We start from the raw sequence: 15946 nt of genomic DNA on the forward strand, positions 1-15946 counted from the left end.
TCAACGCCTCCTCGACGGCATACTCGTCCAGCTCGGACAACAACCCGTCGACATTCTCACGGTCCGTGGTGTTGTCAACCGAGCTGAACGTGCGCTCCGCCTGCGCGTCCGGCACGTGCTTGACACAGACGACGATGTTCACCAGTTCTCCTGTCCTGACGCAGATTCGGGGGTCGGTGCGGCCAGGCGTTGGCCGATGCGGCGACCGATTTCCATCAGCAGGCGATCGGCGCCAGCCATGCTGCGACCCAGATCAGACTCCAAGTCCCGGAGCTGGTGGACGGCGATGACGCCCTCCTCCGGCCCGAGAGTGACGTCGGCCATTGATCCGACGACGATGACGGCGGGGAGGCGGAGGTGCTGCGCCAGTGCGAGAGCTGCGCCCGGTCCCTTGCCATGTGACGTCTGCTCGTCCCAGCGGCCTTCCCCTGTCACCAGGAGGCGGGCCGACCGCAGGCGATCCTCGAGGCCGCTCTGGCGCAGGACGTGTGAGCTGCCCGAGCGTGGCTCCCCACCGAAGACGGCAAGGAGCGCGGCGCCCGTCCCACCGGCGGCACCGGCTCCGGGGACGGCGCTGACGTCCCGCCCGGTCTCTTCGGCAAGCAGCCCCGCCCATCGGTGCATGGCCTCCTCCACGCGGCCGACCTCACCTGGGGTGAGCCCTTTTTGGGGGCCGAACAGCTGCGCCGCACCGAGGGGCCCGCACAGCGGGCTCTCCACGTCGACCAGCAGCTGCCAGTCGGCCGCGCTAGCCCGCTCGTCGAGGCTGGTCAGATCCAGCGAGGCAACCTCCAGGAGCCCGGCAGCACCAGGGGCACACGCCTTGCCGCCACGGTCGCGGACGTTGGCACCGAGAGCTTGGAGGAAGCCGATCCCGCCGTCCGTCGAGGCACTGCCACCCAGCCCGACCGTGAGGGACGCGGCGCCTGCCTCCAGAGCGGCCAGCGCAGCCTCGCCCAGTCCCTTGGTGCCGGCACGCAGAGCCGCCAGCTGGCCGCCCGGCAGGCGACCGAGACCGCACACCTCTGCCAGCTCGATGAAGGCCGACTCCCCCCGGACGCCGATCCGAGGCCTGCTCCGCTCGCCCGTCGGCCCGCTGGCCTCTACCTCGATAGGCAAGTATCCGTGCCCGAGGAGCACCTCGAGCGTGCCATCACCACCGTCAGCAATGGGGACTTCGTCGACCACCACGGCGGGGCTCGTGGCGCGAATGCCGGCGCCGACAGCCTGGCAGGCCGCCGCCGCCGTCAGCGAGCCCTTGAACTTGTCGAGGGCGAGCACCACCCTGACTGGTGCCGCGCCGATCATGGCGCAGGTCATGCGGCGGCCACACCTCGACGACGGTCGACGGTGGCAGCGATGGCCGCGATCACGATCACGCCATACACGATCGGCTGGACAGCCGAGGGGACGCCGACGAGGTCCAGCCCCACTCGCAGCAGGGCCACGATGAGGGCGCCCACCACGGTGCGGCCCACCCCTCCAACGCCACCCGAGATCGAGGTGCCTCCGAGGATCACGGCGGCGATGCTGGGCAGCAGCAGCGAGTCCGATGTGCTTGCGCCCGCCGACTGGAGCTGCGCCACCTGGCTCACCGCTGCCAACCCGGAGAGCAGACCGGAGATGGCGAAGGCCATGACGACGACGGCCCCGGTGCGCACACCGCTGTATGCGGCCGCACGCTCGTTCAGGCCCACAGCGCGAATGGCGCGCCCGATCGGAAACAGCGCGAACACCGCCATGAGCACGCCCGCGATGAGCAGGACGAGCAGGAAGGAGATGGGAACTCCATACAGACGCAAGGAGATCCACTCGACGGCCGCGTAGCCGTCACTGATGAAGATCGAGTCCGCATTAGACACCCACAGTGACAGGCCGGCGAAGATGCCCAAGGCGCCGAGGGTGATGATGAACGAGGGCACTTGCGTCCACATGTGTAGGCCACCGATCACTGCGCCCACAACCACCGCGGTGACCAGGACGCCGAGCACCGCACCCTGACCGTAGGCGCCGAGAGTGCGAGCCAGCACTACCCCGAGGAGGCTGGCCAGCGCGGCGTTGGCGAGGGTGATGCGTCCGGTGATGACGACCATCGCCTGGGCGAGCGAGAGCAGCACCAGAGGTGCGGCCTGGTCGAGCAGGGCGGTCAGGGATGCCGGCTGGAGGAACGATGAGTCGTATGCCGCCACGACGGCAACGAGGACCGCGAGCACCAGAATGGGGCTGAGGCCGCGCTCGTGCAGTGCCCGCACGCGATCCCGGAAGCCGTGCTGGTCTTGTGTGGGTGGCTCCTGCGCGGCGACCTGCGGACTGACCTGGCTGGTTGTCGTCGTGGGCATGTCAGACCATCCTCTCGAGGACATCGGTACGCTCAGGCCGACGGCCGGGCGCGGATGCGAACTCACCAGTGAGCCGTCCGTCCCGCATGGTCAGCACCCGGTGGCCCATGTGGATGCCCTCCTCGAGGGTGTCTGCGATGAGGAGCACGGCCAGCCCCTTGGCCGCAAGGTCACGCACCAGGCCGTAGACGTCCGCCTTCGCGCCCACGTCGAGCCCCCGGGTGGGGGTGTCGAGGATCAGCAGGCGCAGGTCAGGATCCATGAGCCACTTGGCCAGGACGACCTTCTGCTGGTTGCCGCCGGACAGGTTTCGCATGGAGGCGTGGATGGAGGGCGTCCTGACGCGCAGGCTGTCGACCCACTGCTTCACGGTCGTCCGCTCCTTGCGAGGGTCGATCATCCCGGCGGTCGAAGCCTGACCGGGATGGGCAAGGAGCATGTTCTCCGCCACCGTCATGCCGAGCACCGCACCGTCGACCTTGCGCTCGGAGGGCACGTAGCCGACGCCGGATCTCACCGCGCCGGTGGGGATTCGTGGACGCAGGGGGGAGCCGTCGAGCTCGACGGAGCCACGCTTGATCGGCAAGGCGCCGAAGAGTGCGCGGCCCAGGTCCTCTCGACCGCTTTCCTGGACGCCGAGGACGCTCACGACCTCACCGCGGTTGACGGTGAAGCTGACATCGTCGAACGATCCCGCGGTCAGGCCCTCGACCACGAGGCGAGCCTCAGGCTGATGCGGCGCTTGCCGTTCTTCGTGGTAGTAGCCCGCGCTGAGGTCGTGGCCCACCATCATTGCGAAGAGGTCTTCCTGGGTGACGTGCTCGGGCGTGCATTCACCCACGACGCATCCGTCGCGCATGACGTAGACCCGGTCACAGATCTCGAGGACTTCCTCCATGCGGTGGCTGACGAAGATGACACTGGCTCTCTCGCGCAGAGCACGGACGATCTCGAAGAGCCGCTGGATCTCGCCGTGCTCGAGCACCGACGTGGGCTCGTCCAGGAGGATGACCGGCTCCACGTGGCTTCGCTCGCTCGAGGCGAGGGCCTTGGCGACCTCGACCATCTGCCGCTTGGCGAAGGACAGATGCCCCGTTGGCGAGTTGGCGTGCAGGTCGGTACTGACCAGGTCGAGGTATCGCTGCGCGCGCCGGCGCAGCTGACCCCACCGGTATATCCCGAGCTTCACGGAGTCGCGCTCGTTGCCCAGCAGCACGTTCTCCCCGGCGGTGATGTTCTCCAGCAGCGACTGCTCCTGGAAGACGGTTGCCACGCCGTGGCTGTTCGCGTCTGCGACGCCCCGCAGGACCGCCTTGTCGCCGCGCAGGACGAGGCTGCCGCTGGTGGGCTGTTCGACCCCGCCGAGGATCTTCAGCAGCGTCGACTTCCCCGCGCCGTTCTCGCCGATGAGCCCCAAGACCTCGTGGGGACGCACCTCGATCGTGACCGCGTCGAGGGCCTTGACCCCTGGGTACGTCTTCGAGACGTTGCTGAGCTGGATGACTGGCGCGCTCATTTGATGACTCGCAATCTGGCCCGGGACCGCCACAGAGTGGCCACGGCGGCGACGATGACCACCGCGCCCTGGACCGCCTGTTGGATGAAGGAGCTCACGCCGGCGAGAACCATGGCGTTGCTGATGGACACGATGACGACCACCCCCACAGCCGAGTGCAGGACTCCGCCTCGGCCACCGGTCAGGAACGTGCCTCCGATGACTACGCCGGCAATCGTCGTGAACAACAGCCCGTTGCCGATCGTCACGTCGCCGACGCCGACCCGGCCGGTGGCCAGCACCCCCGCCAGTCCCGTCAGCGCGCCGGCCACGACAAAGGACGCTGCGCGGTAGCGACGCACGCGGATTCCCGACAGCCGCGCGATCTCCTCACTGCCGCCGATGACGTACGCGTAGCGGCCAAACCGGGTGTTGTGCTGCAGGAACACCCCGAAAAGGAGGACCGCGACGGCGATCCAGACCATGCCGGGAATCCCGAGAACCGCTCGGCCCATGACCAGGCCGCGGAACTGCTCGTCCTGGATTCGTGGAGGCCGCCCGCCGAACAGCAGCTGGGCCAGGCCCACGCCGATCTGCCACGTGCCGATGGTGACGATGAACGACGGCACCCTCAGCAGGGCGACCGAGGCACCGGCCACCAGCCCGAGCGCGGCGCCGATCGCGCAGGCCACGGGGATCACCCACAGCCCCAAGCTCATCCCGTTGCGGTCGTTCGCCACGAGGAGCGAGATCGACAGGGCCGTGCCCGCCATCACGCCCTCAACCGACAGGTCGATGCCCCCCATGAGGATGACGAACGTCATCCCGACCGCCAGCACCACTGGCACCGCTGCCTGTTGTGCGATGGCTGCGAGGTTGGAGGGGGAGACGAAGGCCGGGTTCACGATCACGGTGCTAACGGTGATGAGGGCGAGCACCAGCAGTGCGGGTGCCGGAACGCTCTCGCTGCGCATCCACCCGAAGCGCGTGGCTGATCGTGCGGCGGTCCGGGCGAGCGGTGGGACGCCCGTGTCGGATCTCATCTCGGGATTGCTGACGGTGTGGCTCATTTGATCGGGTCGCCCGCCTGAGCCCAGATGTTCGTCAGATCCAGACCAGAGGTGTCGTCGGGTGCCTTGACGCTCTTGACCGTGTCGGGCGTGATGACCGGCAGCGGCTTGAGGTAGAAGGAGCGGTGGTTGACCGGCTGGGACGCAGGATCGATCTCCCCCGTGGCTGCTGCGAAGCCGATCGCCAGGCCGTAGGCGCCCTGCGCAACAGCCGTGGACTGCGTCGTGGCGACGTAACCCGTGGCGGGGTTCCCCACCGCCGCTATCGCCTCGGTCAGCCCGTCGATACCGGACACGGGGACCTTGCCCGCCTTGTTGGCATTCTTCAGCGCCTCCAGGGCTCCGAGGGTCATGCCGTCATTGGCGGCCCAGATCCCGTTGACCTTGTCGCCGTACTTGGTGAGAAAGGTCTGGGTGATGTTCTGCGCCTTGGTGCGGTCCCAGCCGGCGGTCTGGTCCTCGAGGAGATGGACGTTGGGGTACTCCTTCAGCGCCTTCTGGAGGCCGGCGAAGCGCTCCTTGGCAGGCGGGTTGTCGAGAATGCCCTGGAGGGCGACGATGTTGCCTTTCTTCCCCATCTTCTCGAACAAGGCCTTGGCGGTGTCGTACCCCTGGGGGACCCCGTCCACCGACATGTGGGCCACCCAGTGGGGGCTGCTGGTCTCAGGCTTGACCCCGTCAGGTCGGTTCCACTGGGTGACCAGCCAAGCGCCGGACTGCTCGACCTGCTTGATGATGGCGGGAAGCACCGAGGACTCGTTCGGGTCGACGTTGAGGACCACGCACTTGCCGCCCTTCGCCAGGATCGACTTGATCTGGCTCAGCTGCTTGGACGAGTCACCGTCCGAGGCGATCCACTGGTAGCGACCCTCCAGACCCTTGGACTTGGCGAAAGCCTTGGCACCGGCGTCGACGGAGACGTAGTACTCGTTCTCGAGCCCACGCCCGGACTGCACCAGGGTGACCTCGCTGGGCTTGCAGGTCCCCTTGGACGTCTGGTTGGCGGCGCCGGAGGCGCTGGTGACCGCCCCCGAGCAGGCCGCGGCGAGGCTGGCGGAACCGAGGACGGCGACAAGGGTCGTGATCGTGCGGGGGCCAAACGCGTCGTTGCGCATGGTCTCTCTCCTTCTCTGTGAATGGCGTTCGGAGTCTGTGGTCGTGATGGGTCAAGGTCCTATGCCGTGTGGCGCCGGGGCTCCGCGACGGCTGGCGTTGGGCGGTCAGGCGATGAGCGAGCGGCTGATGATGAGCCTCTGGACCTCGCTGGTGCCTTCGTAGATGGTGGTGATCCGAGCGTCCCGGTAGAGCCGCTCCGCAGGTACTCCTCGGATGTAACCGGCGCCACCGAGGATCTGGACGGCCCTGCCCGTGTTACGAATTGCGGCCTCGCTCGCGTACAGCTTGGCCATCGAGCAGGCCGGCCCGGCGGACTTGGCTTGGTCGAGCTGGGCGGCGGCGTCCTCGAGGAGGAGTCTGGCCGCGCGGTGCTCGGTTGCCATGTCGGCAAGCTGGAAGGCGACGGCTTGGAAGCCGGCGATGGGCTGACCGAACTGTCGACGTTCCAGGGCGTGCTCTCGCGCGGTGTCCAGCGCTGCGCGGGAGATGCCGTTGGCGAGCGCGCCGATTCCAAGGCGCCCCTTCTCGAGCACCGACAACACGGCGCCGAACCCCGTGCCCTCATCGCCGAGCATGGCCGAGGCCGGCAGCCGGACGTCGGTGAAGATGAAGCCGCCGACCGGGGATGCCTTCTGTCCCATCTTCTTCTCTCGGTAGGCACGCTCGACGCCTGGCTGCTCCACGTCGACGAGGAACATGGACATTCCGCCTCGCTTGCCCTTGGTGGGGTCGGTGACGGCGAGCACCATGGCCACGTCGGCGACGGGCGCGTTGTGGATGTAGATCTTCTCTCCGTTGAGGATCCAGTCGCTGCCGTCGCGGCGGGCGTTGGTTTTCAGCCCCCCCAGGTCGGAACCCGCACTGGCCTCGGTGAGCGCATAGGAGCACCGCATCTGTCCGCTGACGAGGCCGGGGATGTAGGACGTGACCTGCTCGTTCGAGCCGTGCAGCGAGATCAGCGAGGTGACGAGCTCGACGAGGCCGCACTGGTCGGCGATGCTCGCGTACCCGTAGGCCAGCTCCTCCATGACCGCGACGTAGTCGGCGGTCTGACCGCCTGCGCCGCCGTGATCCTCGGGGATCGTGATGCCGAACAGGCCCAGCCTCCCCATGGCCTCGTAGATCTCCTCGGGAAACCGTTCGGTCGCGTCGAGGTCTTCGACGACAGGCGTGATGTGCTTGCGAGTGAAGTCGCGGACCATGGCCGTCAGGGCAGCGCGTTCCTCTGCGCGGTCGGCAAGGGCGGGGGCGGTCATCGTGGTTCCTCTTTCGATGGCAGTGGGTCAGCTCAGGGCGATCAGCGGTGAGGCGAAGATCTCTGGGTTCATGAGACGCGGGCCGTCGACGTCGGGGACGAAGTCCATCTGGGCCAGGACGTCGCGTTCGAGGTCGATCCCGTCGGCGATCTCGGTCAGCACGAGCCCACGAGGGCCGAGACGCAGGACCGCCCGCTCGGTCACGAACACGACCTCCTGGCCCCTCTCGCGGGCTCGCTCGGCGGAGAAGGTGATGTGGGACACGTCCTGGACGAACTTGCGTGCACGGCCCTCGGCCGTGATGGTCAGCTCGCCGCCGTCACCCGAGGCCTGCAACCCTCCAGCGGTGAAGGTGCCGCAGAAGACCAGCTTGCGAGCGGAGGTCGAGATGTCGATGAAGCCTCCCGGTCCGACGACGGAGTCGCCCACCTTGCTGACGTTGACGTTGCCGTGCCGGTCGGCTTCGGCCATCCCGAGCACCGCGACGTCGATCATGCCGGTGGCGAAGAGGTCGAACATCGAGGTGGACGCCAGCAGCCCATCGGGATGACGGCTGAGGCCGAACAGGGCGCCGCTCTCCGGGTGACCGCCAACGGGTCCCTGCTCGATCACGATGCGCATCCGGTCCAGTCGCCCGCCCTGCGCGAGCACGTCGACCACGCCTGCGCTCATGCCGAAGCCGACGTTGAGCACCGCGCCGTCGGGCACCTCCTCAGCGGCTCGGCGCGCCACCAGCTCTCGGGCCGCCACCGGGCCGACGGCTGGTTTGCCGACTCGCGGGGAAACCACGGCGTTCTCGGTCAGCGCGGGGTCGCTCTCGGCGAGGTAACTCTGCCACTGCTCGGGGCGGATCACCGCGAGGCTCACCAAGGGTGCGGGCACGCTCACGGTGCGCGGGTCCTGGGTTCCCGCCGGCACCTGCTCCTTGGCCTGGGCGATCGTGAAGCCCCCGTTCCCGCGTGCGGCCGCGGCGACGGCAAGCGAGTCGAGGATGGCCGGCTCCGCCGCAGCGCTCAGGTTTCCCAGGGTGTCGACCGAGCTGCCGCGCACGATGCCGACGTCCACCCTGAAGGGCTTGTAGTGCAGGTACTCGACGCCGTCGAGGTCGATGGTGCTCACCAGGGTGCGGGTGCTGCGCCGGTTGAGTCCCGGACCACCGACCCGGGGGTCGATGAAGGTGCCGAGCCCGACCTTGGTGATGACGCCCGGGCGCCCGGCGCCGCTCTCACGCAGGAGAGCCGAGATCACGCCTGTCGGCAGGGCGTAGCCCTCGATGAGCTCGTCCTTCACGAGCTGCTGCATCCTCGGGGACCAGGACCAGTGTCCGCCGACCACACACGAAACCAGCCCCTGGTGGGCCAGACGGTTGAGTCCCGTCGTCGCCCCGTCGCCGATGCCGAGACCGTGGATGACCGTGAGGCCACGCGGATGCCCTGTGGCGAGGAAACGCTCCTCGATCGCTGCGAGGACGCCGTCCGGCTCGAGGATGCCTCCGCCGGAGCCGGTCAGTGCGACGGTCGCCCCGTCGGCGATGGACGAGGCGGCGTCGGCGGCCGACACGAACCGGGTGGTCGAGGAGCATTCCACCGGCCCCACGACGGCGTCCGCGCTGTGAGGGGCAACCCGCTTGCCACCATCTGCCCCAGCAGTGGCACGCCCCACGCGGGGACGACCGACGTTCTGACTCATTTCGCCTCCTTGCGATGAAGCGCTTTCCGTTACCAGCCGGAGTCGGTGCTGTCTCTAGGCGGCGGAGGTCCGGGACCTCAGTAAACGCTTTCTGCAATGAAAATCTCACATCTACTGTGGATCCGCAAGGGGTTCGGGTCCTCGACTTGCTAGCCGCGAGGAGGGCGCGCCCGGCCCGTGGACGAGCGAAGGACGACCTCAGCCGGCAGAAGCGGCGGCAGCGGCGCTCGCTCGCCGTTCAGTCCTGCTCGCAACAGCTCCCAGGCCAGCCGGCCGAGCTCGGCCTTGGGACTGGTGGCGGTGGTGAGTGGCGGCGTGGCGTGCTGCGCCACCTCGATGTCATCGAAGCCGGTCACCGAGATGTCGTGGGGAACGCGCAAGCCCAGCTCGCGCAACCGGGCCATCACGCCGATGGCGGCGAGGTCGTTGTAGGCCAGGATGGCCGTCGGCCCAGCGGCCAGCGCCTCGTCGGTCGCGGCATACCCAGCGCTGATGGTGGCGTCGGCCTGGATGAGCGACGCCTCCATGCCCATGATCCGGGCCTGCTGGACCCCCCTCCACCGTTCACGGTTCTGCCAGGCGAGGGGCGAACCGGCGAGGTAGGCGACCTTCGTGTGGCCGAGATCGCGCAGGTGCTGGCAGAGCTCGAGCATGGCGGAGAAGTTGTCGGCGGCGACCATGGGCAGTGCCACGCCCAGCTCGACGCGGTTGACCAAGACCACCGGGACCTGCTGGCCGGCCAGCGCGTGCAGCCGCTCGACGGGCATCCGGGACGAGAGCACGAGCAGGCCGTCGACCTGCGAGAGCTGCTGCTGGCAGGCGTTGAACTCCTCCTCCGGATCGCCGCCGGAGTCCGAGACGACCATGCGGTAGCGCTCCGCGGCCGCGGCCGTGACGGTGCTCTTGAGGATGTCGTTGAAGTACGGGTTCCCCAGGTCAGGGACCACCACGCCGATGCTGCGGTACTGGCCGGATGCCAGGCCCTGTGCGGCGGAGTTGGGACTGTATCCGAGCTTCTCGGCAGCGGTCCGCACGAGACCGACCATCTCGGCGTTGACTTGGGGGTTCCCGCTCACCACTCGCGAGACGGTCGCGATCGACACGCCGGCCTCTCGGGCCACGTCATGGATCGTGATCCGGTGGGCGCCTGAACCGGGGGCAGCCGCCGAGCGCTTCATGCCGGCGTCCCCGGTCTCGTGGTCACGGTCGTCACGACGGTCCCCCTGTCTGCGGCTCGTCCCTGCGGTCTTGACGCCCTGAGTCTGTCAAACATGGGCGACGAACCGCTCCACAACTGTGTCGAGCACGTGGTCGGGTGGCATGCGCCACCACAGGTCGCTCAGCACCTCGACCTCGACGGGCCCGGCATACCTCGACTTCTCCACTCGCGCAGCCAGAGCGGGCAGGTCGATGCTGCCGTCGCCCATCATGGCGCGCCCCGAGGCCAGGCCGCCGGTCAGCGGGCTGGCCCAGTCGCTCACATGGAAGCCCAGGACCCCGCCACCGCCGACCGCACCCAGGCTCTCGTCCAGCTCCAGGTCCCACCACACGTGATAGGCGTCGACCACCACGCCGAGGCTCGGAGGTGCCGCGAGCCGGTCCACCACGCGTGTCGCGTCGGCGACGCGCGTGATCACGGACCGGTCGGCCGCGAGCATCGGGTGCAGCGGTTCGATGCCCAGCCGGACCCCGCAGTCCTGGGCATGGTGCAGGACCGCGGCGATGCCGTCCTCGACCATGCCGGCCGAGGCCCGTGGGTCCCGATCGACCACCGGCCCGCAGACGAGAACGAGCACCGGTGCACCGAGGGCCGCGGCATCGTCGATGGCGCGCAGATTGTCCTCCACGGCTGCCTGTCGCCCCGCGGCGCTGGCGGCGGTGAACATCCCGCCGCGGCACAGCGACGAGAGGCCGAGCCCGGCGTCGGCGAGCATCCCGCCCGCCTTGGCGGCCCCCATGGGCGCGATCGTGTCCCGCCAGGGCGCGACGGTGCGTATGCCGCGCCGCTGACAGTGCTCGATCACCTCTGCCAGCGTCAGGGTCGGGACGGTCTTGGTGTTGAGGCTGAGCCGGGCCAGGTCCACAGCGTCAGCCCAGCCCGTGGACCGCGAGGTACCGCCGCAGCCTCTCAGCAGTGAGGTCCGGCTCCGGGAAGAGGCCGATGCGGTTCGCCTCGCGGAAGAGGTCCAGGAGATGGGAGATGCTGCGCCCCGACTCCATGCCACCGATCATCCGGAAGTGTGTCTGGCGGCCTTCGAGATAGGCCAGCCAGACGATCCCCGTCTTGTACATCGAGGTCGGGGCGGCGAAGACGAGCCGGCTGAGCGGCAGCGTGGGCTCGAGGACCTGCCGGAAGCCGTCGACGTCGTCGGCGTCGAGCCGGGCCAGCGCCGCGCGTGCGAACGGAGCGATCGCCGCGAAGGCCCCGAGCAGGGCGTGGCTGTGCTGCCCGCCGTCTCCCGCGATGAGGTCCACGTAGTTGAAGTCGTCACCGGTGTAGAGCTTCATGCCCGGCGGCATCCGCGACCGGAGGTGCTTCTCGAACGGAGCGTCCAGCAGCGACAGCTTGATGCCGTCGACGTGCTCGCGGTGGGCCGACATCAGGTCGAGGACGGTGTCGGCCGCGTCGTCTGGTCGATCGTGACCCCAGTAGCCGGCGAGGGCCGGGTCGAACGCCGCGCCGAGCCAGTGGAGGATGACCGGTCTGCGGGCGGCGGAGAGCACCGCGGAGTAGACCTTGAGGTAGTCGTCCGGCGACGTCGCCGAGGCAGCCAGCTGCCGGCTGGCCATCACGACACACTGGCCGCCGCGAGACTCCACGAACTCCAGCTGCTCCAGGTAGGCCTCCTCGATGCGCTCAAGCGGCAGGCGGCCGTCCGGGGCGTTGTCGTTGGAGATCCCGACGACGGTCTGACCCCCCACAGCGGCGGCCTCGGCCAGGCTGAGGTCGACCAAGATCTGGATGTCCGGCCAGGTCATGCCCATGCCGCGCTGGGCGGTGTCCATCGCCTCGGCCACGCCCAGCCCGAGCGACCAGATCCGGCGGCGCTCCTCGATCGTGGCCTCCCAGTCCACTCCCCCAGCGGTCTGGGCCGCGCACGCCGTGAGGGGGGCGGCCACGACGTGGGCGGCGGCGAATGCTCGGCGGCTGCTCGGCCTGCCGGCGCGCGAGGGCAGGGACGCCGGCTCCGCCAGCGGCACCTCCTCGACGCCGCCACCAGCCCGCGGAAGGACGATGCTGCTCATGAGGACCTCTCTGTCAGTCAGCCACGGCGTGCCCGGGGCCCTCTAGCCGTCCGGGCCTACGGTGCGTATGGTGGGCTACATCAGTAAGCGCTTTCTAGGAGAAAACTATGCCACCTGAGACGGCAATAACCAAGGGCCTGCGGACGTACGGCGCCTTCATCGACGGCACGGACGTCCCGACGGACTCCAGCTCCGAGCGGCGTAACCCCGCCACCGGCGAGCTCGTCGCGCGTTTCGCCGCCGGTGACGAGGCGATGACGGACCGGGCGATCGCGGCAGCCCGTCGCGAGTTCGACCGCGGCCCGTGGCCGCGCCTCAGCGGCGCCGACCGGGCCGCAGCCCTGCGGCGCCTGGCCGCCCTCTTGCAACGCGATGCCGAGTTGCTCGCCACGATCGAGGCCGAGGAGGTGGGCAAGCCCATCCGGCTCGCGCGGGGTGATGTGGCCGGCAGCATCGCGCTGACCGAGTATGCCGCGTCACTCGCCCTCACGCAGCACGGCGCCGTCTACAGCAACCTGGGTGAGGACTTCACGGGTCTCGTCACAAGGGAGCCCTGTGGCGTCGTGGGCATGATCACGCCCTGGAACTTCCCCCTGCTGCTCCTCATGCAGAAGCTGCCGTTCGCTCTGGCAGCGGGCTGCACCGCGGTGTGCAAGCCCTCCGAGATCACCTCGGGCACGACGCTCGAGGTCGCTCGCCTGGCGATCGAGGCCGGCATTCCGGCCGGCGTCTTCAACGTCGTCACCGGCCGGGGCTCGGTGGTGGGCGAGCGGATCGCCGCGTCGTTCGAGGTCGACATGCTCTCCTTCACGGGAAGCACCGCCGTCGGTGCGGCCATCACCAGGGCGTCGGCCGCGAGCTGCAAGCGGCTCTCGATGGAGCTCGGCGGCAAGGCGGCCAGCATCGTCTTCCCGGACGCCGACCTCGAGGACGCCGTGGACGGCGTTCTCAAGGGAGTCCTGTTCAACAACGGCGAGTGTTGCGTCTCCGGCGCGCGCCTCTTGGTGCACGAGGACGTCGCGGAGGACTTCCTGCGCGCCCTGGCCCGCCGCGTGGCCGAGATTCGGGTAGGCACTCCACTCGACGAGGCGGCGGACGTCGGCGCCATGATCCACGAGGATCACCTGGAGCAGGTGCTGCGCTATATCGACGGGGCCGTGGCGGACGGCGCCCAGATCGTCAGCGGCGGCAACCGCCTGACCGACGGCGCCTTGGGCGACGGCTACTTCGTCGCGCCGACGATCATCGACCGGGTCCGTCCAGCGTCGGCGCTCTTCACCGAGGAGGTCTTCGGGCCGGTGCTGGCCGTGACGCGGTTTGCGACGCTGGCGGAAGCCGTGGAGCTGGCGAACGCCGTCGACTTCGGTCTGGCGAACTCGGTGTGGAGCAAGAACATCGACACCGCCCTGCAGGTGTCACGGCGCTTGCGCAGTGGGACCGTGTGGGTCAACACGACCATCGACGGCGCCCCCCAGCTGCCTGGCGGTGGTGTCAAGCGCAGCGGCTACGGTCGGGAGATGGGCGCGGCCGGGTTCGAGGAGTTCACCGAGGTCAAGACCATCCAGATCAGGACGGGCAAGCGCGACCCCTTCTTCGTGCAGTAGTCCCGACACGCGCAAGGGGTGGGCGGCCAGCTGGCGCCCACCCCTTCGGCGTGTCCGCCACCCCGGCTGACCGTCGTGGCGGTCCCCGAAGGATCTCCCCTCGGCGCCCCCTGCTCGGGCGGCGGACACCAAGCGAGGCGAGCGCACCGGCATACGGTCGCGCTCGCCCCGCACCTGGAGGGGGTATCCGTGCTAGGTCTGCGCTAGGCGGCGTCCTCCGTGAGCATGTCCGCGGCCTTCTCGGCAATCATCACCGTCGGTGCCTGGGTGTTCGAGCTGACGATGTCCGGCATGACCGAGGCATCGACCACACGCAGGCCCTCGACGCCGTGCACCTGCAGGCGAGGATTCACGACGGACAGGTCGGAGATCCCCATGGCGCACGTGCCCACCGGGTGGTAAGAGGTGCGCCCATACGCGCGGACGAAGGCAACGTAGTCGTCCTTGGTCTCGAGCCGCTCGCCCGCGCCGAGGTGCTCCGCGGCGATGTGCCGGGCCATCGAGGGCTGGGACATGATCTCGCGGCTCTGCTTCAGTCCGGCGATGGCGAGCTCGACATCACGCTCCTCGGCCAGGTAGTTCGGGTCGATGCGCGGCGGCGCTGCCGGGTTGGCGCTGGCGGCCTTGACGGTTCCGCGGCTGTGTGGGCGGAGGTAGTAGGAGTTGAGCGTGACACCGAAGCCGGGCCGCACCGCCTCGATGCCCGCCTCCGCGCCGGACGCCGGGAGGAAGTGGAACTGCAAGTCCGGCGTCTCCTCCGCGGGATCGCCGAAGGTGAAGGCACCAGCCTCAACCACGGTCGATGCCAGCGGGCCCGAACGGAAGGTCGCGTACTGCATTCCGGCGAGCGCGGTTGCCGGGCGGACCAGGTTGAACCGGTCCATGCTCTGGTAGCGGCGCAGCTGGTAGACGATGTCGAGGTCACAGTGGTCCTGGAGGTTGCGCCCGACGCCGGGGAGGGCATGGCGCACGTCGATGCCTGCCTTGGCGAGATCCTCGGGGTGTCCGATGCCCGACAGCTGCAGGAGCTTGGGCGAGCCGAAGGCACCGGCGGACACGATGACCTCCCGCTCGGCGTGCACTCTGCTCACGCCCTGCGCTCCGACGTACTCCACCGCGACGGCCCGCCGGCCCTCGATCACGACCTTGTTGACCTGCACGTTGGTGAGAATGTGCAGGTTCGGGCCATGACCGCGCAGGTAGGCGACGGCGGCACTGCACCGGCGGCCGTTCAGCGTGGTCGTCTGGTAGTAGCCGACGCCGTACTGCTGAGCACCGTTGAAGTCTGAGTTGTAGGGCAGCCCCCACTCCTGCCCGGCACGGACGAATGCCTGCGACATCGGGTGCGGCGCGGCCAGGTCGGACACCCCGAGCGGTCCGTCGGTGCCGTGGTACGGCAACGAGAGGCGGGCGTTACCTTCCGAGCGGATGAAGTACGGGTGCACCTCTTGGCTGCTCCATCCGTCACAGCCGTACTTGTGCGCCCACCGGTCGTAGTCCTGGGCAACGCCTCGGGTGAACACCTGAGCATTGATGGACCCGCCTCCGCCCAACACCTTGCCTTGGGCTAGCGGGATGACCCGGTTGTTGCAGTGCCGCTGCGGCTCGCTGACGAAGCCCCATTGGTAGGGCCCGGCAGTCAGCCTCGCGAACCCGGCAGGCACGTGGATCAGCGGGTTGACGTCGCGGCGCCCCGCCTCGAGCAGCAGGACCCGGACGCTCGGGTCTTGGGCGAGCCGGCCAGCGAGGACGCATCCTGCCGTTCCGCCGCCGGCGATGACGTAGTCGTACTTCCCTAGCGGGCTCTTGGAACGGCGGGCCACTGCCGTCTCCCTTCCATCGTCGTTGACTGCTCAGAAAGCGTTTACTCAGTCTGTGGCCTGGCTGCCCCAGTGTCAAGGAGCGCTCCAGGCCCGGTGACGGGGGCCGTAGGGGTGCACGAGGCGGCTCGGCCATACCCGGTGCAACGAGATCCGAGCAGGCGGCCCATCCCCTCGCAATGCGCTCTGCGCCCGCCGTGATGTGGCAGGCACCGCCGAGCCGGTGGCACGACGTCGTGTCGCGGCAGACCTGTCCCTGGACTCGTTTCCTGGCGTCGTGGTCGCCCTTCGCTGCCGCCTGAGGTGGTCGC

12 protein-coding genes and 1 pseudogene are annotated in these 15946 nt (G+C 69.0%); 1 reads left to right on the forward strand and 12 read right to left on the reverse strand.

All coding sequences use genetic code 11. The annotated features are described in order from the left end of the window. The 11 genes and pseudogenes from VFJ94_RS06940 to VFJ94_RS06990 form a co-directional block, all read right to left on the reverse strand. Nucleotides 1–142, reverse strand: a pseudogene (locus VFJ94_RS06940) (electron transfer flavoprotein subunit beta); the annotation flags it as partial. After that, the gene (locus tag VFJ94_RS06945; protein ID WP_325003469.1) at nt 139–1320 is read right to left on the reverse strand and encodes a glycerate kinase; all 1182 of its coding nucleotides are present in this window, start codon (nt 1318–1320) and stop codon (nt 139–141) included. The pseudogene VFJ94_RS06940 and the gene VFJ94_RS06945, both read right to left, overlap by 4 nt. Continuing rightward, nucleotides 1317–2339, reverse strand: a complete 1023-nt coding sequence (locus VFJ94_RS06950; protein WP_325003470.1) for an ABC transporter permease — start codon at nt 2337–2339, stop codon at nt 1317–1319. Before VFJ94_RS06950 ends, VFJ94_RS06945 begins: the two co-directional genes overlap by 4 nt. A gap of 1 nt (nt 2340) precedes the next feature. After that, on the reverse strand, nt 2341–3855 hold the full coding sequence (locus VFJ94_RS06955) for a sugar ABC transporter ATP-binding protein (RefSeq protein WP_325003471.1): 1515 nt from the start codon (nt 3853–3855) through the stop codon (nt 2341–2343). Next, on the reverse strand, nt 3852–4808 hold the full coding sequence (locus tag VFJ94_RS06960; protein ID WP_325003472.1) for an ABC transporter permease: 957 nt from the start codon (nt 4806–4808) through the stop codon (nt 3852–3854). The genes VFJ94_RS06955 and VFJ94_RS06960 overlap by 4 nt, the downstream gene beginning before the upstream one ends. A gap of 92 nt (nt 4809–4900) precedes the next feature. Next, nucleotides 4901–6019, reverse strand: coding sequence for a sugar ABC transporter substrate-binding protein (locus VFJ94_RS06965; protein ID WP_325003473.1), 1119 nt, complete (start codon nt 6017–6019; stop codon nt 4901–4903). Nucleotides 6020–6124: 105 nt separating this feature from the next. Then, nucleotides 6125–7276 (reverse strand): acyl-CoA dehydrogenase family protein, encoded by a 1152-nt coding sequence (locus VFJ94_RS06970; protein WP_325003474.1) that lies wholly within the window; start codon nt 7274–7276, stop codon nt 6125–6127. 27 nt (nt 7277–7303) lie between these two features. Beyond that, the gene (locus tag VFJ94_RS06975) at nt 7304–8965 is read right to left on the reverse strand and encodes a CoA-transferase (RefSeq protein ID WP_325003475.1); all 1662 of its coding nucleotides are present in this window, start codon (nt 8963–8965) and stop codon (nt 7304–7306) included. A 149-nt stretch (nt 8966–9114) separates the two neighbouring features. Next, nucleotides 9115–10143 (reverse strand): LacI family DNA-binding transcriptional regulator, encoded by a 1029-nt coding sequence (locus VFJ94_RS06980; protein ID WP_325003476.1) that lies wholly within the window; start codon nt 10141–10143, stop codon nt 9115–9117. Nucleotides 10144–10230: 87 nt separating this feature from the next. Then, nucleotides 10231–11049, reverse strand: coding sequence for a sugar phosphate isomerase/epimerase family protein (locus tag VFJ94_RS06985; RefSeq protein WP_325003477.1), 819 nt, complete (start codon nt 11047–11049; stop codon nt 10231–10233). 4 nt (nt 11050–11053) lie between these two features. Beyond that, nucleotides 11054–12211, reverse strand: coding sequence for a DUF993 family protein (locus VFJ94_RS06990; protein WP_325003478.1), 1158 nt, complete (start codon nt 12209–12211; stop codon nt 11054–11056). Nucleotides 12212–12318: 107 nt separating this feature from the next. On the opposite strand from VFJ94_RS06990, the gene VFJ94_RS06995 reads away from it, so the two are divergent. After that, a complete protein-coding gene (locus VFJ94_RS06995; RefSeq protein WP_325003479.1) occupies nt 12319–13815 on the forward strand; it encodes an aldehyde dehydrogenase family protein in 1497 nt (498 codons plus the stop codon). Nucleotides 13816–14018: 203 nt separating this feature from the next. On the opposite strand, the gene VFJ94_RS07000 is transcribed toward VFJ94_RS06995, so the two are convergent. After that, on the reverse strand, nt 14019–15638 hold the full coding sequence (locus tag VFJ94_RS07000) for a GMC family oxidoreductase (RefSeq protein ID WP_325003480.1): 1620 nt from the start codon (nt 15636–15638) through the stop codon (nt 14019–14021). Nucleotides 15639–15946: the final 308 nt, after the last annotated feature.

The sequence above is a fragment of the Intrasporangium sp. genome, from assembly GCF_035688975.1.
Lineage (GTDB): Bacteria > Actinomycetota > Actinomycetes > Actinomycetales > Dermatophilaceae > CALMNV01.

What these genes read in the sequence shown, in the direction of transcription:
- VFJ94_RS06945 (WP_325003469.1), bottom strand. Translation starts at nt 1,320, where the DNA reads ATGACCTGCGCCATGATCGGCGCGGCACCAGTCAGGGTGGTGCTCGCC.
- VFJ94_RS06950 (WP_325003470.1), bottom strand. Translation starts at nt 2,339, where the DNA reads ATGCCCACGACGACAACCAGCCAGGTCAGTCCGCAGGTCGCCGCGCAG.
- VFJ94_RS06955 (WP_325003471.1), bottom strand. Translation starts at nt 3,855, where the DNA reads ATGAGCGCGCCAGTCATCCAGCTCAGCAACGTCTCGAAGACGTACCCA.
- VFJ94_RS06960 (WP_325003472.1), bottom strand. Translation starts at nt 4,808, where the DNA reads ATGCGCAGCGAGAGCGTTCCGGCACCCGCACTGCTGGTGCTCGCCCTC.
- VFJ94_RS06965 (WP_325003473.1), bottom strand. Translation starts at nt 6,019, where the DNA reads ATGCGCAACGACGCGTTTGGCCCCCGCACGATCACGACCCTTGTCGCC.
- VFJ94_RS06970 (WP_325003474.1), bottom strand. Translation starts at nt 7,276, where the DNA reads ATGACCGCCCCCGCCCTTGCCGACCGCGCAGAGGAACGCGCTGCCCTG.
- VFJ94_RS06975 (WP_325003475.1), bottom strand. Translation starts at nt 8,965, where the DNA reads ATGAGTCAGAACGTCGGTCGTCCCCGCGTGGGGCGTGCCACTGCTGGG.
- VFJ94_RS06980 (WP_325003476.1), bottom strand. Translation starts at nt 10,143, where the DNA reads ATGAAGCGCTCGGCGGCTGCCCCCGGTTCAGGCGCCCACCGGATCACG.
- VFJ94_RS06990 (WP_325003478.1), bottom strand. Translation starts at nt 12,211, where the DNA reads ATGAGCAGCATCGTCCTTCCGCGGGCTGGTGGCGGCGTCGAGGAGGTG.
- VFJ94_RS06995 (WP_325003479.1), top strand. Translation starts at nt 12,319, where the DNA reads ATGCCACCTGAGACGGCAATAACCAAGGGCCTGCGGACGTACGGCGCC.